The organism is Bacillota bacterium, assembly GCA_013178415.1.
In the GTDB taxonomy this organism is placed as follows: domain Bacteria; phylum Bacillota; class SHA-98; order Ch115; family Ch115; genus Ch115.
Genome location: JABLXA010000001.1, coordinates 135,280 through 158,086, shown reverse-complemented (window position 1 = coordinate 158,086; position 22,807 = coordinate 135,280). Strand labels below are relative to the sequence as shown.

The following is a 22,807-nucleotide window of genomic DNA, read 5'->3' as shown; positions in this document are numbered from 1 at the left end:
CAAACTACAGGTCATATGAGCCCCTTGCGTCTGAGCTCCCGCTGCTTTTCTAAGACGAACTTGATGATATCTTCCCTATCCTGGTTTTCAAGCTCGGTGAATTCAATGGCGATGTTCTGGATCTCCTTCAACCCACTCTGTACGCTCCACATCCTTGAGACCCGGGCCTTCCCCCTTATTGGGAATCTCCTGCCAGGCAATACTATTTCTATCTCTAATTGCGCCCCCGGTGGGAGTTGTCTCACATTAACGGACGGTACCACAAGAGCGCCGCCCCCGCTTATATCCCTGGTGGTTCCCATAACCATGGGTTTCTTGAGATACGCTGGATCATTCAGATCGCGAAAATAGAACGGCAGCTCAGCTTCTATCCTCACAAATCTGCGCCTGTGAATGGATTGGGGTACTCCCTCCAGAGTCACTCTTATGAGAGGGACGGGCTCCATGGAACGATCGGCAACAGTGCCATTGAATTTCTGTGCCACCCCGGAGGACAGTATCTGAATGGCGACTTTATCTCCCGGCCTTATAGGAACGGGGTTCCTGTCAATGAATGGCGTCGCCAGCGTTACGGTATTACCATTGACATCTTCTATCAAGGTTCTGTAATTCCCCTTATAGGATCCTTCTTTCACGACCAGACTGACACGTGTATTAATTCTAAGCATTTCACGGCCTGGCATCGCTAACCCCCTCCGTCACTATCATGTCAGATGAAACTCGCTGGGCCAACCTCTTCACAGAGAGGCTCGACGGAGCGTCTGGATTGGCAAGGATGAACGGCCTCTGAGCCATAGCCGATTTCATCACAAGGGGGTCCCTTGGCACAAAGCCCATCCCATGGATTCTATCACCCAAGAAACGTACCGCTACCAGGTTGAGCCTTGCCACAACGGAGCGTCCTTCTGATTCACTGGACACCATATTGATGACGACGCCAACCTTTGAAGATGGGTTTTCCTGTTTTGTGACCTTGATGGCTGCATAGGCGTCCGTAATGGCGCTGAGTTCAGGGGTTGTGACCACTATGACCAGATCTGCCGCTTTCAGAAAGCATGAGGCGCCATCCTTGAGCGCTTCGCCGGCGTCTATGACAAGCAACCCGCAAGACCCATTGGAACTCGTGTCATGAACAAAATCCGGGACCCTATCACCGCCATGCAAGATCTTAAGGCTGCAAGTTCCTTCAGTGAAAGTGGCAACGTGCGGTGTGTCTCCAGGGACGCTCAAAGCCTCCCTGGCATCCGACTGAATGCCCAAAAGAGTGCTGATAGCCGATTCGGTGCCCACATCCAGCACAGTCACCCTATTGCCGAGACAGGCCATTGCAACGGCAAGGTTTAAGGAGAGACTGGTCTTTCCAACTGCGCCTTTCCCGCCTGTGACGACAATTATGTAGCTGCAGCGCAGCTGGCTCATTCCTGATTCACTTCCCGGCAACTGGCTCCCCTGAGGCTGATCCCCCGGTGCTCTTGCCTCACTTTGCGTCGAATTCTGGCTAGGCAATTGCCCTTTGTGTTGTGCGTCAACTATTTGTCGCAAGCTGCCTGCTTGGTCGTTCATGGCTACCTCCTGAGAGGATCGACTTTGCAAGATGACTCGCGTCAGCAACGGCTATGTCCTCTGGGACACTTTGCCCTGTAGTGACATAAGAGATAGGCTTCCCTGTCTTATGCGCCACCGTCAGGAGTCCACCGAGGTATGATGTCTCATCCAGTTTGGTGAAGATTATGCTGTCAATGCCCACAGGCGAGAACCTGGCGACTATGTCGAGGAGATCCCTTGGCTTAGTGGCGACACTGAGCACCAGATGTACTTCCCCAGGCCTCGCCGCATCTACCATGGCCTTGAGTTCGCCGATTTCAAGAGTATTTTTGGGGCTCCTGCCGGCTGTATCCACTAAAATCAGATCTGAGCCGGAGAATTCATTTATGGCCGCCCGCATCTCCTGTGGAGTATGTACCACTCTCAGGTCCATCCCCATGATCTCGGCATAGGTCTTAAGCTGATCGACAGCCGCCACCCGATAGGTGTCCGCCGTGATCAGAGAGACCTTCTTCTTTGAGATGACGCCGAGATGGGCGGCAAGCTTTGCGATGGTGGTGGTCTTACCGACCCCCGTAGGCCCCACCAGAATGACGGTCTTGCATTGGCCCGGTGTGAGGTCTATAGGTCCACCAGTTTGAATGATCTTCCTGATAATTTCTTCAAGCTGCGTTTCAGGAGTTGAAGACTCTTTCCTTCCATCAGTCTTCTTCCCCTTTGCCTTCTGGCTGCCAAAGGCCTCCTGCATTATGACGCCTGCCAATTCTTCGTCCACATCCTGGTCCAAAAGGATCTGATAAAACTCCCTGCCCTTGCCTGACTTCAACCACTTCGCTGTCCCCTTGGCCGCTCCTTCCCTGGCCTCAGAGCCATTCAAAGAAAGAACCTTCAACGTGGATTTTATCTCGGCAAGATCGTCCCTTAAGCTCGCCAGAGGGTCGCTGCCAATAGAACTGCTGACAGAATCAATAGAGGGGGGATCATTAAGCACCGGGACATTTATCGCTGTACCCCTAGCCTGTCCCTCAAGGGGTGCTGCCATCCCCAGCGTCTTGGCCTGCGGCTCCGCCGCCGGAATATCAGGGCCGACTGCCGCCACCACCTCCGCGCGATCGCGGAGAAAAGCCCGGAAAGGATGAGGCCACGGTAGTTTCTTCACCCTCAAGATAACGGCATCCGGTCCTAGCTCTGCCCTGATTCTCTTGAAAGTCGACTGAACGTCCCACCCAACATATCTCTTAATTCTCATCGTTCAGTTTCACCATCCCGACTGTGCGAACTCGATGGCCATCTACGATCTCTCCATAGGAGAGGACCGCCAGATTGGGGAGAGACCTTTCAAGCAGCCTCCTGATATATAACCTCACATGTGGACTGGTGAGGAGCACAGGAGTATGGCCTGCGGATACCATCTTGCTGACCTGATCGGCTACAGCTCTTATGAACTTCTGAGCAAGGCCGGGTTCTATCGCAGGAATCCGCTCGCCCGCTGAGCTGGCATCTCCCATTGATCTGGCTATTGCCTCTTCAAATCCCGGGTCAACGGTGGTTACGATGAGTTCGCCATTCTCATTCTGGTATTGCTTGCAGATCTGTCTCCCAAGGGCCACCCGAACCTGTTCCGTAAGGGCATCGGTGTCACGGGTGACCCTGGCATAATCACCAAGTGCCTCCATGATGGTTCCAATGTCCCTGATAGATATCCGCTCGCGAAGAAGATTTTGAAGCACCTTCTGAACCTCGCCCACCGTCAGGAGATTGGGCACTACCTCATCGACGACCGCTGGCTGGGCCTTTTTCAAATTGTCCAGTAAAGACTGAACATCCTGGCGGCTTAAAAGATCTGGAGCATGCGACTTGACTATTTCAGATAGATGGGTGATGATGACCGAAGCTGGGTCAACCACAGCATAACCTGCCATCTCTGCCCTTTCCTTTTGATCCTCGGTTATCCATACAGCCGGCATCCCAAAGGCCGGATCTTTTGTCTCCAAACCTTCAAGGGGCTCCGTGGCTATACCGGGGTTCATGGCAAGATAGTGATGGACGAGCGCCTCTCCTCTTGCCACCTCCACTCCCTTGATTTTGATGGCATAGTCATTAGGCCTTAACTGAATATTATCTCGCACCCGTATATGAGGAAGCACAAGGCCTAGGTCTAACGCAGCCTGCCTTCGCACGGCGGTGACCCGGTCTAGCAAATCTCCGCCCTCGGATTCATCTGCAAAGGGCAGTAACGCATAACCTATTTCCAATTCCAGAGGATCCAGGGCCAGAAGTGACATGAAATTCTCCGGAGCCTTCGGTTGGGCCGGCGGCTTTTTGCTCTGCTCTGCCTTTTCCTTCATGGCCGGCGTGTTGATGGCATAGGAAATCACCCCTGCTGCCGCCGCAATCATGAAAAACGGCAATTTGGGTAGCCCTGGGATCATTCCAAATAGGAGCATCATTCCTGCCCCTACTGCCACTGCTCTGGGTTGGGCCAAGATCTGCCTTGCCAGATCCTCTCCAAGATTTGATTCAGAGGCCGCCCTGGTAACTATCAGGCCGGTAGCCGTGGATATCAAAAGGGCTGGGATTTGAGTCACGAGGCCATCACCCACGGTCAAGAGGGCATACCGTTCCATGGCATCTAACACCGACATCTTGAAACGGAGGAGGCCTATCACTATACCCCCCAGGATATTCACTACGGTGATTATTATCCCGGCTATAGCGTCACCCCGTACGAACTTGCTGGCGCCATCCATTGCGCCATAAAAGTCAGCTTCTTTTTCTATCGCCTTGCGGCGTTCCCGTGCCTCCTTTTCATCGATGAGGCCAGCATTAAGGTCCGCATCGATGCTCATTTGCTTGCCAGGCATCGCGTCGAGGGTAAACCTTGCAGCCACCTCGGCCACCCGGCCAGCGCCATTGGTGATTACCACGAACTGGATAATGACCAAAATGATGAACACGACCATGCCGACGATGTAATCGCCGCCCACCACGAAGTTGCCGAAGCTTTCGATTACCTTGCCGGCATATGCATGCAGCAGAATCAACCTGGTGGATGATACATTCAAAGCTAGCCTGAACAAGGTTGCAATAAGAAGCAACGATGGAAAGGCCGAAAACTGGAGAGGTTCCGTCGCGTAAAGGGTCACAAGGAGCACAACGAGAGACATAGTGATATTCACTGTCAGCAGGAGGTCCAAAACAGCAGGTGGCATCGGGACTATCATGATCACGAGAATCGCCACGATACCTACCGCAACAAGTATGTCGCTGTGCCTTATAAGCTTTGCTATGCCTGCAAGTCCGGAATTCCTTGTCAAATCTATCGCCAACAGCAATACTCTCCTTTACGGCTGTTCAAATACCTGACACTTTGCGATTCAAGTAGTAGACATATGCCAAAACCTCGGCGACGGCCTTGTAAAGGTGAACGGGGATCTCCTTCCCAATGTCCACGCTCTTATAGAGCGCCCACGCCAGAGGAGGATTTTCAACAACAGGAACATTGTGCTTCCTGGCCATCTCTTTGATCCTTTCGCACATGAGCCTCGCCCCCTTGGCTACCACCTTTGGTGCCTTCATGGTCCCCTGGCGATAGAGCAGCGCCACGGCTACATGGACCGGGTTGACTACAACCACGGTAGCCTTGGGGATATCCTGCATCATCCTCATCATTGCCACCTGGCGCTGCCTGGATCTTATCCGCGAACGCACCAGGGGATCTCCTTCCATCTGCCGGAATTCCTCTTTGACCTCTTCCTTGGTCATCCTGAGGTTTGCTTCAAATTCCCGTTTCTGAACTACATAATCAAAGGCGGCGATCAGTGATAAAATGATTCCCATTCGATACCCGATAGTGAGTAAGATTTGCCTGGTAGTCGCGAGAAGTGAGCGAGTGTCCATCTGCATGAGAAGAGCGATATTATCCCATTGCTGCCGCAAAGAAATGAAGCCCACGTAGCCAACTACCCCCACCTTGGCAATAGATTTTGCAAGTTCTATACCAGCCCTCGATGAAAAGAGCCGTGACAGCCCGCTGGCTGGATCCAGCCGCGAAAATCTGGGTATGAGGGGCTCCAGTGTGAGGAGAAATCCAACCTGGGCAAGATTGGCCGCAAGTCCGGCAAGGAGGCAAGCCATGACTATGGGGCCTGCCACATACAAAATGGCAGAAGATGCCTCACGAGCCAAAAGCGAAAGGCCTTCCAAGGTGGGCTCAAATTGATAGCTGTTTGATAGCATTGAACGCAGGAATTCTAGAAGCCTCCCCAGGGCATTCCAGGCCCAGGCGCCCATTGTGGCGGTGGCGATCAACAATATGACTGCAGTATTGACCTCCATACTCCTGGCCACCTGCCCCCGGCGCCTCGCTTCCTGGCGCCTCTTGGGTGTCGCTGCCTCTGTCCTGTTCTCGCCTGCCATCCCCATCATCTCCCTGAAAGGCGTTTCAAGATAAGAAGAATATCAGTCTCTGTATGGCCAAAGAGCCCCCTCAGCATCACCAGAGCAAGCGGGAGAGACAGGGCAAAAAGGAAAAGCCCGCCCACTATCTTGAGGGGAAAACCCACGATAAAGACGTTCATCTGCGGGACGGTCCTGGCCAGGATCCCCATGGCCGCGTCAACTAATAGCAAAGCCACTATGACCGGAGAAGCGATCTTGAAGCCGATGGCAAATGCTCCGGAGAATAGCTCCAGGATCCCGGCCTTTATCGCCGGGAAAATCACCCCGGTCCCCGGAGGGACGATTTCATAGCTCTTGGCAATGGCAGATATGAGGAGATGATGGCCATCGATGGCCAGGAATATGAGGGTCCCGAGGAGGTAGGCCACCTGCCCCATGATGGTGACCTGTCGCATTGAGACAGGATCTACTACATTCACGAAACCGAAGCCTATCTGAAGGTCGATGAATTGCCCCGCTAGCTGGGTTGCAAGTATGAAAAGGGCGCTGGCAAAACCAATGACTAATCCTACGCCGATCTCGTCGAGCACCATCAAGGCAAGAGACAAGGGCTGGCCATCCCAGCCGACAGGTTTCATATGCAGTAACGGTGTCATGATGCCAGCCAGGGCAAGCGCGATGATCACCCTTATGCGAACCGGTATAGAGAAACTGCCGAAGATTGGCGCATAGATAAACATGCCTCCTATTCTGGCGAGAAGCAGAATGAATATTATGAGCTGCCTGGTCAACATATCATCAATTTGCATGCCGAGACCACTACCCTATATATCCCGGTATACCGCTGAATAGCTCAGCTGCCAGCCCCACAAGGACCTTGAGCATCCATGGACCGAAGATCACCAGGGCAAGAATGACGGCCAGGATCTTCGGAACAAAGGCAAGGGTGACCTCCTGTATCTGAGTTACAGCCTGTAATATGCTCACAACGACACCAGTCACCAATGCGAAGATGAATATCGGCAAAGTGACCTGCAATGTCACCCAGATGGCCCGCTGACCTAGGCCTAAGACAAATTCTGGCGTCATATCACCCACCCCTAACCATGGAAGCTCTTGAGAAGAGATCCTACGACCAGATTCCACCCATCGACCATGACAAAAAGCAGTATCTTGAATGGCAAGGAGATCATAACAGGGGGCAACATCAGCATGCCCATGGACATGAGAGTGCTGGCCACCACCATATCAATAACCAGAAAAGGTATATAGATGACAAAACCTATTTCAAAGGCGGTCTTAATCTCGCTGATGATAAAGGCAGGTATCAACACATATGTGGGCACATCACCTGGATTGCGGGGGCGACCCGCCTTCGCGAGCCCCACGAAGAGAGCCAGGTCCTTTTCCCTGGTCTGCTTGAACATGAATTCCCTGATGGGCTCCATGGCATTCTTGTAGGCCGTCTCTTGAGTCAACTGGCCCTTGAGATAAGGCTGCAGCGCGGTCTCATTTATCTTATTGAATGTCGGCGCCATGACAAATAGGGTCAGAAAAAGCGAAAGGCCGATGACAACCTGGTTGGGCGGAGTCTGTTGAAAGCCAAGGGCGTTCCGCACGAATGACAGCACTATCACGATCCTGGTAAATGAAGTCATCATTATCAGGATCGCAGGCGCAAGGGTGAGAATAGTCAATATGGCAAGGATCTGCAGTGAGGTCACTACATCTTGGGGATTTGTTGCCTGCCCGACCCCGATTTGCAACTGCGGCAATGGCGCCGCTGAGATTCTCCCTGGGAAAAACGTAGCACTGGCCATCATTATTGCTATAGTCCCCGCCAACGCAATCCCAGCCAGCAAGATCAAAGGTGTGTGAACCCCCGGGCCGTCATTCTGTCCGCCCGAGAGGTCGGCTGCGCCACTAGACCCTTGGCTGACATTTCCTCCGCCATCAGATTTGGAGCCGGCATCTTCGCAGGCGCCTGATTCATGACCCGCGTCTACCGGATTTGCCAGGTCCCCAAGATATACAAGATGTTGGCCTGATGTCCCGATCAATATTTTCCTGTCTCCGGCGCGGACCACATAAAGGGAACGACCGGGGCCAAGCATCAATGAATCCTCGATACTGAGAAGGCGCGCGGCATCTCCCCTGTGGTATGTGAATTTCTGAAGGCGCCGCAAGAACCAGCTTAATGCAAATATGAGAGCCAATATAGTGGCCAAAGAGAAGATCGCCCGCAATAGCATGGCAGCAGTGGAAGGAACGTTCATTTCTGTGAGATCCTTTCCCCGGGGGCAACGATGTCGACGATTCTCACCCCAAAGCTCTCATCTACGACTACCACTTCGCCTTTGGCTATAAGCTTGCCATTGGCCAGGACATCCACAGGTTCCCCTGCTATGCGATCTAGCTCGATCACAGATCCGGGCCCGAGGTCCAGAATGTCCCGGATCAACATATTGGTCCGTCCGAGTTCTACTGTAACCTGAAGCGGCAGATCAAGCACAAGGTCGATTTTGCTGGTTGGCGCGCCACCAGAAGCCGGGCTCAACTGATCGAATGACACCGCAGCGGCCTCATGAGGATTAAGAACTCCTTTCGCCATTGCCCCCTTTGCCTCTGTCTCCTTTATCTCCTCATCCTTGGCCTGTCCGCCCTGTTCTGGATTCGCTCCTGATTCTTCTGTTCCCTGTAAAGAATCGACCATGCCGGTATCATCAGGGTTCATTACATACAACCTCCCTCTTCGCCGATAATCCCAGTTATCTTGACTGCTAGCCGCTTGCCGATTGCGCCCGGTTTTCCGCAAAATCTCGCCCGTGAAGCCACATGTATTTCGATGTCGTCTGAGGCTTTATGATCCAACATAATAACATCCCCCGGCTGAAGATTCAGGATTTCATCGACGGTAAGTGTCGCATGGCCGATCTGCGCCGAAACCGGGAGCCTCACAGAGTCAAGCTTTCGTTTCAAGATATCACGCTTCTGGTCGCTCAGAGTCTTGCGCCGTTCTGTAAACCACTGCTGCGCACTAAGTTTCGGCAATATAGGCTGCAAGGTGATATAAGAAAGGCAAAGACTCATGGTGCCCGTCGCGTCCCCGAAAGATATATCAAAGGCAATGGCTACGACAGTATCACCCGGCGACATGACCTGCACAAACTGCGGATTTGATTCAAGGACATCGAGTTTGACCTCAAAGGGAACAATGTTCTGCCAGGTATTAGCGAATGCCTCTAGCAGCCTTGCGATTATCCTGCGCACCAGGACACTCTCCACGTCGCTCAAATCCCTTGCTTTCTCAGAGAAGTCATCGACCTTCCCCCGACCGCCTAGCAGTCTATCCACCATAGGAAATACAACACTGGGATTGATTTCAAGAACCGCCTTGCCATCCAGCGGAGCCATATCGATGATCCCGACGGCCGTCGGCACAGGCAAAGAAGAAATGAATTGATCGAAAGTCAGTTGCTCTACCAGTGTAAGGCTGAGCTTTATGGGCGCCCGCAAGAAGGCCGATAAGGCAGTGGATGCATGGCGGGCGAATGTCTCGTGCATGAACTGGAGGGTCCTGAGCTGGATCTTGGAAAACTTATCAGGTCTCCGGAAGTCATATGGCTTTATGACGCGACTCTCAACTGGCACAGGCTCTGGAGCCGCGCTCTCTCCTACTGATTCACCGGTAAGCGCGGAGAGCAAAGCATTTATCTCTTCTTGTGATAATATCTCAGGCATTTACTTTTTCCCCCGGAAGGAATTTGCTTCACTGTATAACAAACTCTGTAAAGTAGACCCTTTCAACCTTGCCCTGCATTAGAAGGTCATTGATCGCTCTCTGAATACCCTGCTTGAGTTCATCCCTGCCCTTTTCTATCTGAAGCTTCCCCAATGGCATCGATGAAAGCTGCGAAATGATGATATCCCGAGCCTCGGCCTTTCTCACTTCAAGCTCGCGTTTTGCCTGCGGCGTCGTGAGCTCAAGGGCCACTGCAGCCTTAAGATACCGTTCCCCATTGGTCCCTGCCACGTTTACCACCACTGAGTCGAATTCCTGAATTGGCCCAGGAGCTATCGCGCTCTTTGATTTAGGCATGTCCGCGGGAGTAAGCTCCCTGAGCCCGAAATATATCCCTCCGCCAATGCCCAGCCCCAGGACAACCAGTGCGATGATGAGCTTGGCTGTGCCGTTGCCGAATGCCTTTTTGGAAACAAAGGCTCCCTGGGCGCTGCGCAAAGGTCTGATTGATTGCGCCATTGCGATGATTCCCCCCTGTAATCTCCCTTCCTTGATCATCGCCCGATCGATGCGGGCGCATCATAACTGGATTTCCCGTTACTGTGCCCCGGTCTTTCGCTCCGGTCCCGTTGCCCCGGACCCTGCCCCAGCTCCTGCTTCTGATTCGATGGGTGGCGGTTCCTCCCAATTTCTCTTCTCCGCGAGAATCACCATATCAACCCTCCGATTCAGGGCCCTGTGCTTCTCTGAATCATTCGGCACCTTGGGATGGTATTCGCCATAGCCCATGGCCGAGAACCTGGAAGGCTCCATGCCAAGGGATTCCACCAGATATCTCAATACCGAAGTAGCCCGCGCCGTTGACAGTTCCCAGTTGGAAGGAAATGCCGCGCTATGAATTGGCAAATCACAGGTATGGCCCTCGATGCGTATATCATTTGGCAGCGTCTTCAAAACCGCCGCTACATCCTTGAGCACAGTCTTAGCTTCAGGGCGAAGGGTGGCCTCGCCAAGATCAAAAAGGACCTTGTCCATGAAACTCACCACAAGCCCGCGTTCCTCGAGGGTAATTTGGACGTCGTTTGTTAGCCCCTTATCTTTCAGATAGGTCCTGAATCTTCCCATTGCCTTCACAAGACCGGCTGTCCCGTCATCCTTCTTCTGCAATTGGGATGGCGGGGCTGGCGCTGGTAGCTCGGCCAGATCCAGCGGACTTGACCCAGATGTGAGGACCCCAAGAGCCCCTCTTAGGGACATGACCACATCCTTGAACTTCTGTAGATCAATGGATGAAAAGGCAAATAGCAGCACAAAAAGACAAAGGAGTTGAGTCACAAGATCGCCATATGTGGTCATCCATGGAGGGGCCCCTGCCACTCCACCCTCATCGGTATTTCTCTTTTTAGATCTCTTATTCATGTGACGTCACCATTTGAGCGCTGTAGGAAACCCGTTCCCTTTGGCCGGGCGCAAGATACGATCTCAGCTTCTCCTCAACAATCCTGGGGTTATCGCCGGCCTGGATGGATAGGATTCCTTCCAGCATTATTTGCCGGATCTGCATTTCCTTCTGACTCCTGACGGCCAGTTTCCCAGCTATCGGAATGAATATCAGGTAAGCCAGCATGGCCCCATAGAAGGTAGTGACAAGGGCGACAGCCATTGCCGGTCCCACAGAGCTAGGATTATCAATATTCCGAAGCATCTGGATCAATCCTATGAGAGTTCCTATCATACCGAAAGCCGGGGCATAGGTGGCCATCGATTCAAAGACCCTCCGGCCCGCCCGGTGCCTGCTTTCAAGATTGTCTATATCAGTCTCGAGGATCTCCTGGATGAGCTCGGGATCCGTCGCGTCAACCACCAGCTGCAATCCTTTTCTCAAGAACGCATCCTCTATAAGATCCAGGCTGGTATCCAGGGCCAGCAGACCCTCGCGGCGGGCTTTATCGGCAAGCGAAATCAGCTCCATGATGACGTCAGCCGGATCATCGAGCTTCTCGGTAAAAACGATTTTAAGCGCCCTTACCGCACTATTGAGGTCAACGAAAGGGAAGTTGAGCAGGGTCGCCGCCACCGTTCCCCCGAGGGTGATCATGAGGGATGGCACGTTCCAAAAGGCCAGGAGACTCCCGCCTGAGCTGATGCCAAGCCCGATTAAGATCAACCCTGAAATCAGGCCGAGATAAGACATAAGATCCATACGTATATCACCCTTCTGTCTTTACCGTCCCCAGGCACTCGTTGATGAGACGTTTATACTCGATGAATTTGGCATAGATTTCATCCACAGAATTCCGCACTATCAGTTTTTTGCCCGAAGTCAGGGTGATCACTGTATCCGGCCTGGCCTCGACACATTCAACCAGGTCAGCATTGAGCACCAGTTCGGTGCCGTCGAGCCTGTTTACCCTGATCATCTCAATTCCTTCCTCTCAAATTCCTTGATACGGACCGAATGCCAGCGACGCCTATTGGCTCAGTTGACTGAAGTCAGACCCACCCGCACTCCTGCATTACCTCTTGAGGTTTATCAATTCCTGGAGCATCTCATCAGCTGTGGTGATAATTCTGGAATTAGCCTGGAAACCTCGCTGAGTAATGATCATATCAGTGAATTCCCGGGCAAGATCGACATTGGACATCTCCAGCGCCCCGCATGCCACCTTGCCGCATCCGCCTGCGGTGGGACGGCTGATAAGCGCAGCTCCTGAGTTGGGCGACACTGAATAAAGATTGCTTCCTGCCGCAGCAAGACCTCCCGCGTTTGCGAAATTGGCCAATGCCAGCTGACCCAAGACCTCATGTTGTCCATTGGAATAAATCCCTACGATCTGGCCGTCATTGCTGATCGTAAAATCCTCGAGTTCTCCGGCAGAATACCCGTCCCAGAAAGTGGGCCTCACCGAGAAATCGGCGGCGTATTGGGTGAGCGCGGAAAAATCGAGCTTGATGGGGACCGAGGCGGCTCCAGGGCCAGGAGGGGGTGTATATGTGCCGACAGTGCTTGATGCAAATTGACCGTGATCATCGAAAGTAATAGAACCCAGCGAAGTCCCGCTCACTGACACGTTCCATTGTCTCTCTGTTACATCTTTCGTCAATGTCATAGTAAGCTGTTGCGCATTACCAAGAGAATCAAACACCTCAATCTGTACCTCAACCTTATCCCCAGCCGACGCATTGCTATTCAAATTCCCCCCGAGCTTCACCTGCGATGTGGCTCTCGCGCTCATCTTGGCCCCCAGTGGGATTCTTATATCTTCCAGTTTCGTTGTGGTATCCACCGTACCATCAGAGCGCAGGCTCATCCACCCCTGTAGTTTGAGGCCCGTTGAAGCGTGTGTAAGCACGCCATTGGCATCGAACCTCAGACTCCCATCTCTGGTGTAGAAGTTCCGGGTTCCATCCGAAACGATGAAGTAACCTGCTCCATCGATGGCAAGATCAGTGGGGATATCAGTGTATTCAAGATTTCCCTGGCCAATCAAGGTGTCGATGGACCTCACCCGCGTGCCGAGCCCGACCTGGGCGCCGTTGATCCCGCCCCGACCATCGGCTGTAGGCGCGGCAGCGCCCCTCAGCGTTTGATACATGAGATCCTCGAATGTCACCCTGCCTGATTTGAATGCGATGGTATTCACATTAGCAATGTTATTGCCTATGACATCCATCCTGGTTTGATGAGCCCTGGAACCAGATACTCCTGCAAATAGAGCTCTTATCATCTTGTTCGCCCTCCTTCCTCACCTGACAGACGTAACATGCGAAATAGGAATGTTCTGATTATTCACCACTAGAATCGGTAGCCCGCTATCGAACTTGACTTCTTGAATGACTCCTTCAACTTTGGTTCCATCAGGCAAAGTCGCAACCGCGGTCTTGCCCACCAGGCTTGCAGCCTGTAGCGCAATCTGAGAACCCAAGAGGTTCTGGATCCCGACGCTCATGTTCTGCATCTCTTCCAGGGATGCCAATTGAGCCATCTGGGCAATCAATTCCTTCTGATCAACAGGCTCTGCCACGCTCTGGCACCGGAGCTGGGTCACGAGAAGCTGCAAAAAGTCGTCTTTCCCCAGGAAATCCTGTGATCCAGAAATCGTGTTCGTTGATGTGGTTTGAGAGCCAGATGCGCGCACGACAGCCTTGCTTTTCATGCCCTGCGCCGCAGGATGATAAGCGGCGTCCTGCTTCAATTTATCCGCAAAGACCCTTTCGAACCGTCCGAGTGACGCTGTATCATACGAAGGGAATGAAAATCCCCTCATGGCTACAGACCTCATACTAGAAACTTCTCTGCTTATTGATGCTGGATCCACAACTATCCACCTCCCTGGATCCTGGTCACGGGTTGACTCCCCTCAAACAACTCGATCCAATGAATTTCCCGGCGACCTTACACGCGCCTCTCCTATCTGGAGCTGTATCCTATCGGAAGAGATGGGGGCTTCCCGAAGATAGGCCTCTTGTGCGTGTTGAGCGCCATGGCTTTGTTGCCTGGAATATGAGAAATCGCCTCCGGCCCCTGAAGCAAAATCCCAGGCCCCGGTATCAGCAGCAATATTAACCTGACTCACCTTGACGCCATTATCTGCCAGAAGGGATCTAAGCTCACCCAAGCCTGCCTCCAGCAGATTCCTTGTAATCCCATTCTCCGCACGGATACCTATGGTAACTGACCCGCCTTCCTCCGCCACCATTATATGTACCCGACCCAGGCTTTCAGGCTTCAACTGAATGAACATCTCGCTATCGCCATGCCGGATCCTGAGTGCAGCCCTTTCGACTACCTGCTGCGCTATTTCCCGGAAGGTAGGAGGCGTGTCGGGATGTTTTATTTCACGATCAAGAGAAATCCTGCCACCTGACTTCCCTGCTATATCGTGTAAGCTGACACGTCCAGCATCGTCAATCTGCGACCCTGCACTATCTCCCCCAATCGCCCCTTTTACATCCGGACGCCCATTATGTAGATCTGCATGTACCCCTGATTCAGCCCCTGTCTCATGGTTGGGGCCAGCCATTATATTAGCATGGGAATGCATAACAGGAGATTGGGTCCGGCCCGCATCTACCTTGGCGTCGTTCTCATCCCTGAGGCTGAAATATCTATTATCAGGCACCGTATCGGAATGCGCCTTAAAGGTATATACCCTCGAATCCCCAGTCTTGCCTCCCGTCCTCCCCACGTTACCGCTCGCCCTGCCCTGGTTATTGGTGTTCGCCATCTCCCCATCGACCCTGTCCTGGGAGACGACATCGGCCGCCTTCTGACTATTTTCGATGGACTGCTTACCTGCAATAAGGTCACGGGCCTCGTCCCCTCGGACGAGATCCTGGAGACTCTGCTGCCCGTGGATCATTGCCCCTCGTATATCACGCGGTCCCCGGGGGACGATATCTTGCTTATCATGGCTTTGCTGAATAGCTGCACCCCGCACATCGCGAGTGGGCTGGAGGGTTACCTCCGTTGCATCTCGCATATCGCCAAGTGCCAGAAAAGCCTCAGCATCGCCACTGCCCCTGGCGCCGATATCCATTCGGACGCCAACGTCCGTCCTGGCCCTACCATCCACCGTGCTACCATCCACGAGGGCATCACCCGCCACCTGCATGTCGCCCTCTGCCCGGCTATCACCTTCCGTCCCGATATTGATAGCCGGGAGTAAATCCGGCCCCGCGATGACTTCGTAAGATGTATAGAATTCGGCCGTCCCCGTGGTCGCCCCCGTCACCGCAGGTGGATTGGCCTCATTCTGAGGCCCGAAAACCTGTGATTCCTGAGCAAGGATTGGGCCTTCTTCCGGGGCCGGGCCCATCTGGATAGATTCTCCCCTGGAGGGGCCATCCTCGCTGATCAGCTTTATTTCAGAGGGAAACTCATGACTCAGAGGCGATAGGGCTTTCATATAGGGAGAGCCAGGCTCTGCCGCCTGCATGAAATTAGAATCGCCATCGCTCTGCGGCGCCAATGGAGGTCCTGGCACGGGATCGGACACATCCTGGGATGGGTTTCCATCCGGCAGCTCCGTCCCGGCCGCCTCGGCAGCAACAGGGTTATAGATGCCGCTATCACTGCCTTCTTTCTCAATAAGAAAGATCTTCTCATCAAGGAGGTCTACATTTGCCGGATTCACTTCGCGCTGTAAGTTGAAGGAAGTCATTGGCTGATTCTGCTCAGCGCCCAGGGCACCCCCGTTTGCCAAATCATGCCTTAGCGGGGACATTCCTTTCCAGGACAACCATCTCCCTGCAGATTGTATGCTGACGGGTTGAACCTGGCCAACGAGCCCATCTAGGATCTGCTCAGGAATCTCGCTCTTCACCCCATGTGACCCAGGAATTCCCGTCAAAGGGCCGGGAACCTCAGCCAATGACAAAAGGCCGGGATGGATGGGGCCAATGGGGACGAAATCTTTCGAAGGTCCATCTCCCACCTCATTGTGGCCCTTTAGCGTTCCATCATGCGCCTTGCTCCCTTTCGCAGATGTCGCTGCCGGTAGCGGTTCATCCCCGTGCGCATCTAGACTATCACCCACGCTACGACCCGGACGCGCGGAATAAAGGTTATCAGAAGGCACAGAGCGGTCCACCTTGGATTTTGATAATGATGAGATGATATCTTCAAACGAGGCAAAGACCGCCTGGTCGCCTGCAATAGCCGTGGTCCCTATACGGGTTGACTTCCCCGGCCCGCTAGCCCCTGGAATCTGAATTACTGTTCCAAGCGCTTCCACTTACATTATTCACCTCCCTTCCAGGTGAGCTTTGAAAACAATCCCTCTATAGGGGAAGTTGATCTCAAGCTGCTCTTTCAAAACAATCCAATCACCCAGGGACCTTCATCCTCCTAATGGTGTCCCATGCCCACTAGCGGGCGATATTTATATATAATAAGGGCCCGGGGCGTCAAAGGGGGGTGGGGGGCACCCCGGACCCTCGGGGTTAGCGATGTTGTCTTGCAAATCTGCTCTGCCCTATCTCATCTAGGTCCGCCTGTTCAAGACGGACAGATTCGGCCAAATGCATAGCCCGCCCTTTTTCTTTCAGCCTTTCCAGGATGCGCGTCTTTTTCCGGGCCTCGACCGCTTCTTGCCGTGCCTTGTCTTCCTGCTTTGCCAGTTCATCTAAGGCCTTCTTCTGCGCTTTCATTTCAACATCAAGTGAAGTTATATATCTGTTGTAAAGGGCCACGCTCATCACATCAATTTCATCTCCGGGGCCCAAATCCTGTGCATCCTTCAGCTCCTGGCAGGTCAAGGAATGAATCTCGCCCAGTTCATTTACGATAGCCTTTTTTTCGGCAAGAATGGCCTGGGCTTTCGCGAGTTCCTGCTTCGCTATTTCCTCATGCTTCCGGCGGACCCGGAGAACTGGTTCAAGTCTGAATTTGTATGCCTTCATGGCAACCTACCACCTGCCATGGAACGCTGCCTTGCCACGGGCGTGGCTTCTACGATGTTTTTGCTGCTGAAGAGCTCACATAGCTTCGAGCGAGCCTCTGTTAAATCGCTTTTTTCCTCTATCCCTTGAACGAGAAAATCATTTACGCCCTGGATCATTTCACGGGCATAATCTATCTTTGGATTGCTCCCTGGCACATAGGCTCCGATGTTTATGAGATCAGCCGCGTCCTTATAAGTCGCAAGAACATCGCGGAGCTTGCCGGCTGCCAATTTATGTTCATCAGGCACGATGTCCACCATGACTCTGCTGACGCTGTTTAGAATGTCTATAGCAGGATAATGGTTCATGGCGGCAAGCTCACGGGAAAGGACGATGTGCCCATCTAAAATGCTTCTCGCCGCATCAGCTACCGGCTCATTCATGTCATCCGCTTCCACCAGCACCGTATAAAGTCCCGTGATCGTGCCTTTCTTTGAAGTGCCTGCTCTCTCCAGAAGCTTCGGAAGCAGCGAAAATACCGATGGGGTGTAACCATGAGTTGTAGGCGGCTCACCGATGGCAAGGCCGACCTCTCGCTGCGCCATAGCAAATCTGGTAAGGGAATCCATCATCAGCATCACGTCACATCCTTGGTCGCGGAAATATTCGGCAATGGCGGTCGCCAGGAGAGCTCCCTTTATCCGGACCAGGGTCGGCCTATCTGATGTGGCCACCACAACAACCGATCGCTTGAGACCCTCGGGTCCGAGGTCTTTTTCAATGAATTCCCTGACCTCACGGCCTCTCTCACCAATGAGGCCTATGACGCTCACGTCAGCTTCAGTATTGCGTGCGATCATGCCTAAAAGGGTGCTCTTGCCAACGCCGCTTCCCGAGAAGATCCCTACTCTTTGACCCTTTCCACAGGTCAAAAGTCCATCTATAGCTCTGATCCCCACCGAAAGGGGCTCAGTTATGCGCTCTCGTTCCAGGGGGTTAGGCGGTGAATTCTCGATCGGATATTCATGGACCCATTCTATTGGTCCAAGCCCATCAAGTGGCTTGCCAAGTCCATCGATTACCCTGCCGCGGAGCTTTGGCCCAACCTTGACTGCAAGTTTTTTCCCGGAGGCCACTACCTCGCTGCCTGGCTTTATACCGCTCAAATCCCCCAAGGCCATCAGGAGGACCTTCCCCTCACGGAATCCGACAACTTCAGCCTCTATAGCAGGCGCACGCCCGGCCGGCGAGATATAGCACAGCTCCCCGATCCTCGCCAAAGGACCGACAGACTCCACCACGAGGCCAATGACCTGCGAGACCCTGCCCGTGATCCTGAATGTGGATCCCGCGCGGACCGCCTTTCTATATTTCTCAAGGCTTATAACCTGACCACAGCCTTCATTCTGCGCTGGCTGCCCTGGCATCATCGAAATGTCTCCTTATCTGGCTCAATTGTTGCGAAATCCTGGCATCCACAGTGCCATACTCAGTCTCAACGATACATCCCCCTGATTCCACCCTGGGATCTGGGAGTATCTCGAGCTCATGTATCCCATCAATGACTGCCTCGAGCTGGGGCAGGGCATTTGTTGCGGCCTCCAGATCGGCATCCGCCACTCTCACAACGATCCTTCCCTCTCCTGTGGTGTATCTGAGGGCCTCCTTGGCCACATTCACAACGGATGAATTATCTCGGGCAATCTCAGCGCATATGATCCTGGATGCTATCTCACATGCAAGGTCCACAAGCTCCCCCTCCGCAGATTTCATGGCTTCCATCCTCTGACCGAGTATGGCCTCCCTGGCTTTGTCGAGTCCCGTAATAAGTCCCTCTATCTTGCTCATCATGGTCTTTTCTATTTCCTTGCGCCCATCTTCATAACCCGACCGAAATGCTTCATTCTTGATCTGGGCCTCCATATCTCGCGCTTGCGCAATAATCCTCTCAGCTTCAGCCCTTGCAGCATCGATGAGTTCTTCAGCCTTTTCGCGAGTTTGCTCTAGCAGCCTGGCTGCCCTGGCCACCGCATCATCATAAGCTTTGGCGGCTTCCATCCGGATTCTCGGCCTTCCATGCAATTCCGGAGCCCTCCATATAGCCCCAAAACCTGAAGCTACAGAGCTTGAAGCCTCATGGTCAGGGGCCCCGGGGCCCGATCCGGATCCCAATATGGAGGGAATGGACTTCATCACACTAGACAACTATCTCATCCTCCCCGCCACCTCTGGCTATCACGATTTCCCCGGCATCCTCGAGCCTCCGGATGACGTTCACGATTCTCTGCTGAGCCTCTTCCACCAAGCGAAGGCGAACAGGACCCATAAATTCCATATCCTCCTTGAGCATGGCGGCGGCGCGTTCTGACATATTCTTGAATATCCTGGCCTGAACTTCCTCACCTGCTGCCTTGAGCGCCAGTGTGAGATCCTTCATGTCAATTTCGCGCAATATGGTCTGGATGGTTCTGTCATCCAGAAGCGCTATATCCTCAAAGACAAACATGAGTTTCTTGATTTCATCTACAAGCTCCGGATCATCCCGTTCAAGGCGATCCAGGATGGCCTTTTCTGTCCCTCGATCCACCTTGTTTATGACATCAACAAGAGCCTTTACTCCGCCAACCGCCTGGGCCCGTTCACTTCCCAGCGACGACATCCTCTGCTCAAGGACTTTCTCCACCTCCCTTATAACATCAGGAGCGGTATGGTCCATGGTGGCGATCCTCCTGGATGTCTCTGCCTGAAGCTCCGGCGGGAGACCGGACATGACCTGTGCAGCCATCTCTGGTTTGAGATGTGCCAGGACCAGGGCTATGGTTTGCGGACTCTCGGCCTCAAGGAAGCTGAGGACCTGGGACGGATCCATATTCTTCATAAAGGCAAATGGAACGGATCCCATGGCGCTCGTGATCCTGCTCAAAATCTCCGATGCCTTGTGGGCACCAAGAGCCCTTTCCAGAATCTGATGCGCATAGTCAATTCCGCCCTGCAAAACATACTGCTGAGCCGTACAAAGATCAAAGAACTCCTGGAGCACAGCTCTTCGAAGTTGGGGTTTGATGCTCTTTAGATTGGCAAGCTCTATTGTCAGCTGCTGAATCTTCGCCTCATCCAAGAACCTCAGGATCTGAGCCGCCGCATCCTGGGAAAGGCTCAGGAGGACAATGGCGGCCTTCTGCCTTCCCGTGAGTTGTGCCTTTTGAATCTCCACAGCGTCCGGCACTTGGTATTCATCCTCCTCATTCAGATAGGAAGGTCTCAATGACCCGGGCGGCCACATCCGGCTTGCTCATCACAAGCTGCTCGATCTTGCCTTCGATGCCCTCTTCAAATGCGAACTCTGGCTCTTGCGCCTTCTCCGGAACAGCCTCTGCCGGCAGTGGCGCTTCTAATTCCTCTTCTATGGCAGCGGCCTGAGGGGCCATGCCGGCCGCGGCAAGACGTCGTCTCCTGGCCCTCACCAACAGGATGGTGGCCAGCAGGAGAAGGACAAACCCTGCTACCATGTAAGGTAGGATCTGCATAAGATCAAATCCTTTGGAAGCGGCGGCTTTTGCAGCCTCAGCAGCCATTGCCTGCCTTTCAGCGTCCAGGAACGAGCGGTCAAATGGCATTGCTTCTACCACAACAGTATCGCCCCTTGCAGGATCAATGCCGGCTGCTGCAGATACCGCCTGAGTGACAGAATTGAGCTGGGCCGGGGTCAAATTGCCATCCACGATGGCCGCAACTGATAGCCTGGCTATCCTGGCAGGAGCCTTGACCCTCTTTTCAATGCGCCTTGTTATCTCATAATTGATGGTCTCCTCCCGGCGCGTCTGCTGCGACGACCCCCCACCAACGGTGCCCTGGTAAGTGGGAGCGCCCGCCAGGCCTGCCGGGACATTGCTACTGACCCCTGGAACAACCCCGGTTCCCTGCCCTTCCGTACTGGAAAAGGACTCATCGAGCGTTTTCCTATTTCGCACTACGCCCTGGCCATTCGCGCCTGGTTCATAAATTTCGCTGCTAGTTTCCTCCTGGTTGAAATCGATGTCTGCGCTGACCCTGACTGATGACTTCCCAGGGCCCAATACCCTTTCAAGCATGCCAGCTATACTCGATTCCAACTCTTTTTCAAAGGCCCTTTTCGCCTCAAGCTGAGATAGAGTCAAAGCCCCAGCTAGAGCATCTGGGCTATCAGCAGGCTGCGACAGCACATTGCCAAATATATCTAGGACAGTGACATTCTCTGGTTTCATGCCTTCCACGGCACTGGCCACGAGATGGCGAATCCCCTGCACCTGCTTTTTGGAGAGGCTCGCGCTAGGCTTGAGTTTCAACATCACTGAAGCTGTAGCCGGCTTTTCCTTTTGCAGGTACAGCTCCTGTTCAGGAATCACCAGGTGGACCCTGGCCTGGTCTACCTCCGCCATCTGCATGATGGTCCGTGTCAGCTCACCCTGCAATGCTCTAAGGTAATTCACCCGCTGGCTGAATTCCGTCGCCCCGAAATTGGTCTTGTCAAAGATCTCGAAACCAACGCCGCTTCCTGCGGGAAGCCCTTCACTGGCGAGTTGAAGCCTGAGATCATAGAGATCTTTTGACGGGACCATCACGGTACGCCCTCCATCGACCAGTGAATATTTGACACCCATTTCTTTCAACTTGGCCACTACGCTCGCGGCATCATCCATGCTCATGTTGATATAGAGGGGCACTAGATCTGGCCCACCGCCCCTCATCACCAAAAGGACGATAGCTACCAGAACGAGTCCGGCCGCCACCAATATCATGAGCCACTGTGGACGGGAGAGTCTGCTAAATATTGATTGCCGCGAAACCTCTGGCTGTGTATCTACTCCCGGCATCTAGTCACACCTGCATCCTCATGATTTCCTGATAGGCTTCCACAGCTTTGTTCCTGAGCTGGAGTCCCAAATCCAGCGCTATGCTAGCCTTCTCCACTGCGATCATCACATCATGTAGATCTACCGATTTCCCGGTCACCAGATCTTTCACTAACTCGTCAGCCTGAGCGTGGAGCCCCTTGAGGGAATCAAGCGCATTTGAAAGGAGCTGTCCAAAGTCGGTGACGAGTTGCTGGGCCCCCTGGTTATCCATCGGGGAGAATCCCCCAACAGCAGAAAGCCCGCCGGCGCGAGAGATCCCAGCATCTATAGGTTCAATGGGGCGTATACTCGCTGGATCGATGGGTATTATGCCGGAAACCATGAGTTTCCCTCCTGTATAGTGGCTAGATGGCCACCACTCTGTCCATTTTCAACACGAATCCTCTACACTCTCCCTATTTCTAATGCCTTTGCTATCATTGCCTTTCCGGCGCTCAATGCGGTCACATTAGCCTCATAAGCCCTTGTCGCCGAGAGCATGTCCACCATTTCTGCCAATATATTTACATTCGGCATGTGAACATAGCCGTTCTGATCGGCATCTGGATGATCCGGGTCGTAGACGAGTCTCGGCGGGGATGGGTCCTCGACGATTCCTACTACCCTGACGCCACCGCCTATTGGGTTGTGACCCGCAGGTCCATCTGACTTCGCCATATAACCTTTGACTGTATCACCAAGAACAGCGCTGAACAGGACCTGCTGCCGACGATATGGACCGCCTTTGGGAGTGCGGGTGGAATTTGCGTTGGCGATGTTATTGCTTATGACATCCATCCTCAAGCGCTCTGCCGTCATGCCTGAGGCGCTTATAGCCATTGTAGAAAAGATGCCCATG

Annotated in this window: 24 protein-coding genes; all 24 read right to left on the bottom strand. The window is 53.3% G+C overall.

What is annotated here, in order from left to right; all coding sequences use genetic code 11:
• Nucleotides 1–11: 11 nt before the first annotated feature.
• The 24 genes from HPY52_00765 to flgC all read right to left on the bottom strand — a co-directional run bounded on the left by HPY52_00765 (nucleotide 12) and on the right by flgC (nucleotide 22,806).
• Complete coding sequence (locus HPY52_00765; protein NPV78795.1) at nucleotides 12–683, bottom strand: hypothetical protein; 672 nt, start codon at nucleotides 681–683, stop codon at nucleotides 12–14.
• The gene (locus tag HPY52_00760) at nucleotides 670–1,440 is read right to left on the bottom strand and encodes a P-loop NTPase (GenBank protein NPV78794.1); all 771 of its coding nucleotides are present in this window, start codon (nucleotides 1,438–1,440) and stop codon (nucleotides 670–672) included. The genes HPY52_00765 and HPY52_00760 overlap by 14 nt, the downstream gene beginning before the upstream one ends.
• An 85-nt stretch (nucleotides 1,441–1,525) precedes the next feature.
• Nucleotides 1,526–2,794, bottom strand: a complete 1,269-nt coding sequence (gene flhF, locus HPY52_00755; protein NPV78793.1) for a flagellar biosynthesis protein FlhF — start codon at nucleotides 2,792–2,794, stop codon at nucleotides 1,526–1,528.
• Nucleotides 2,784–4,862 carry a flagellar biosynthesis protein FlhA gene (flhA, locus tag HPY52_00750; protein NPV78792.1) on the bottom strand — a complete coding sequence of 693 codons (2,079 nt, stop codon included), beginning with the start codon at nucleotides 4,860–4,862 and terminating at the stop codon, nucleotides 2,784–2,786. Before flhA ends, flhF begins: the two co-directional genes overlap by 11 nt.
• Nucleotides 4,863–4,899: 37 nt before the next feature.
• Nucleotides 4,900–5,964, bottom strand: coding sequence for a flagellar biosynthesis protein FlhB (flhB, locus tag HPY52_00745; protein ID NPV78791.1), 1,065 nt, complete (start codon nucleotides 5,962–5,964; stop codon nucleotides 4,900–4,902).
• A 5-nt stretch (nucleotides 5,965–5,969) separates the two neighbouring features.
• The gene (gene fliR / locus HPY52_00740) at nucleotides 5,970–6,755 is read right to left on the bottom strand and encodes a flagellar type III secretion system protein FliR (protein ID NPV78790.1); all 786 of its coding nucleotides are present in this window, start codon (nucleotides 6,753–6,755) and stop codon (nucleotides 5,970–5,972) included.
• 10 nt (nucleotides 6,756–6,765) lie between these two features.
• Nucleotides 6,766–7,035 carry a flagellar biosynthesis protein FliQ gene (fliQ, locus tag HPY52_00735; GenBank protein NPV78789.1) on the bottom strand — a complete coding sequence of 90 codons (270 nt, stop codon included), beginning with the start codon at nucleotides 7,033–7,035 and terminating at the stop codon, nucleotides 6,766–6,768.
• 11 nt (nucleotides 7,036–7,046) lie between these two features.
• Nucleotides 7,047–8,222 (bottom strand): flagellar type III secretion system pore protein FliP, encoded by a 1,176-nt coding sequence (fliP, locus tag HPY52_00730; protein ID NPV78788.1) that lies wholly within the window; start codon nucleotides 8,220–8,222, stop codon nucleotides 7,047–7,049.
• A complete protein-coding gene (gene fliN, locus HPY52_00725) occupies nucleotides 8,219–8,680 on the bottom strand; it encodes a flagellar motor switch protein FliN (GenBank protein ID NPV78787.1) in 462 nt (153 codons plus the stop codon). Before fliN ends, fliP begins: the two co-directional genes overlap by 4 nt.
• Nucleotides 8,680–9,687, bottom strand: coding sequence for a flagellar motor switch protein FliM (gene fliM / locus HPY52_00720; GenBank protein NPV78786.1), 1,008 nt, complete (start codon nucleotides 9,685–9,687; stop codon nucleotides 8,680–8,682). The genes fliN and fliM overlap by 1 nt, the downstream gene beginning before the upstream one ends.
• 28 nt (nucleotides 9,688–9,715) lie before the next feature.
• On the bottom strand, nucleotides 9,716–10,207 hold the full coding sequence (locus HPY52_00715; GenBank protein NPV78785.1) for a hypothetical protein: 492 nt from the start codon (nucleotides 10,205–10,207) through the stop codon (nucleotides 9,716–9,718).
• A 78-nt stretch (nucleotides 10,208–10,285) separates the two neighbouring features.
• On the bottom strand, nucleotides 10,286–11,107 hold the full coding sequence (locus HPY52_00710; protein ID NPV78784.1) for an OmpA family protein: 822 nt from the start codon (nucleotides 11,105–11,107) through the stop codon (nucleotides 10,286–10,288).
• Nucleotides 11,100–11,891 carry a flagellar motor protein gene (locus HPY52_00705; protein ID NPV78783.1) on the bottom strand — a complete coding sequence of 264 codons (792 nt, stop codon included), beginning with the start codon at nucleotides 11,889–11,891 and terminating at the stop codon, nucleotides 11,100–11,102. The genes HPY52_00710 and HPY52_00705 overlap by 8 nt, the downstream gene beginning before the upstream one ends.
• A 7-nt stretch (nucleotides 11,892–11,898) precedes the next feature.
• The gene (locus HPY52_00700; GenBank protein NPV78782.1) at nucleotides 11,899–12,108 is read right to left on the bottom strand and encodes a flagellar FlbD family protein; all 210 of its coding nucleotides are present in this window, start codon (nucleotides 12,106–12,108) and stop codon (nucleotides 11,899–11,901) included.
• 96 nt (nucleotides 12,109–12,204) lie between these two features.
• The gene (locus HPY52_00695) at nucleotides 12,205–13,416 is read right to left on the bottom strand and encodes a flagellar hook protein FlgE (protein ID NPV78781.1); all 1,212 of its coding nucleotides are present in this window, start codon (nucleotides 13,414–13,416) and stop codon (nucleotides 12,205–12,207) included.
• Between the two features lie 18 nt (nucleotides 13,417–13,434).
• Nucleotides 13,435–14,007 (bottom strand): hypothetical protein, encoded by a 573-nt coding sequence (locus HPY52_00690; GenBank protein NPV78780.1) that lies wholly within the window; start codon nucleotides 14,005–14,007, stop codon nucleotides 13,435–13,437.
• A gap of 42 nt (nucleotides 14,008–14,049) precedes the next feature.
• Entirely contained in the window at nucleotides 14,050–16,425 is a 2,376-nt protein-coding gene (locus HPY52_00685) for a flagellar hook-length control protein FliK (protein ID NPV78779.1), read from the bottom strand.
• A 208-nt stretch (nucleotides 16,426–16,633) separates the two neighbouring features.
• Nucleotides 16,634–17,092, bottom strand: a complete 459-nt coding sequence (gene fliJ / locus HPY52_00680) for a flagellar export protein FliJ (GenBank protein ID NPV78778.1) — start codon at nucleotides 17,090–17,092, stop codon at nucleotides 16,634–16,636.
• The gene (fliI, locus tag HPY52_00675; GenBank protein ID NPV78777.1) at nucleotides 17,089–18,501 is read right to left on the bottom strand and encodes a flagellar protein export ATPase FliI; all 1,413 of its coding nucleotides are present in this window, start codon (nucleotides 18,499–18,501) and stop codon (nucleotides 17,089–17,091) included. Before fliI ends, fliJ begins: the two co-directional genes overlap by 4 nt.
• Nucleotides 18,476–19,279, bottom strand: a complete 804-nt coding sequence (locus tag HPY52_00670) for a hypothetical protein (GenBank protein ID NPV78776.1) — start codon at nucleotides 19,277–19,279, stop codon at nucleotides 18,476–18,478. Before HPY52_00670 ends, fliI begins: the two co-directional genes overlap by 26 nt.
• Nucleotides 19,272–20,357 carry a flagellar motor switch protein FliG gene (gene fliG, locus HPY52_00665; protein NPV78775.1) on the bottom strand — a complete coding sequence of 362 codons (1,086 nt, stop codon included), beginning with the start codon at nucleotides 20,355–20,357 and terminating at the stop codon, nucleotides 19,272–19,274. Before fliG ends, HPY52_00670 begins: the two co-directional genes overlap by 8 nt.
• A complete protein-coding gene (gene fliF / locus HPY52_00660) occupies nucleotides 20,317–21,927 on the bottom strand; it encodes a flagellar M-ring protein FliF (protein ID NPV78774.1) in 1,611 nt (536 codons plus the stop codon). Before fliF ends, fliG begins: the two co-directional genes overlap by 41 nt.
• Nucleotides 21,928–21,931: 4 nt before the next feature.
• Nucleotides 21,932–22,180, bottom strand: a complete 249-nt coding sequence (gene fliE, locus HPY52_00655) for a flagellar hook-basal body complex protein FliE (protein NPV78773.1) — start codon at nucleotides 22,178–22,180, stop codon at nucleotides 21,932–21,934.
• A gap of 173 nt (nucleotides 22,181–22,353) precedes the next feature.
• Entirely contained in the window at nucleotides 22,354–22,806 is a 453-nt protein-coding gene (gene flgC / locus HPY52_00650) for a flagellar basal body rod protein FlgC (GenBank protein ID NPV78772.1), read from the bottom strand.
• Between the last annotated feature and the right edge of the window lies 1 nt (nucleotide 22,807).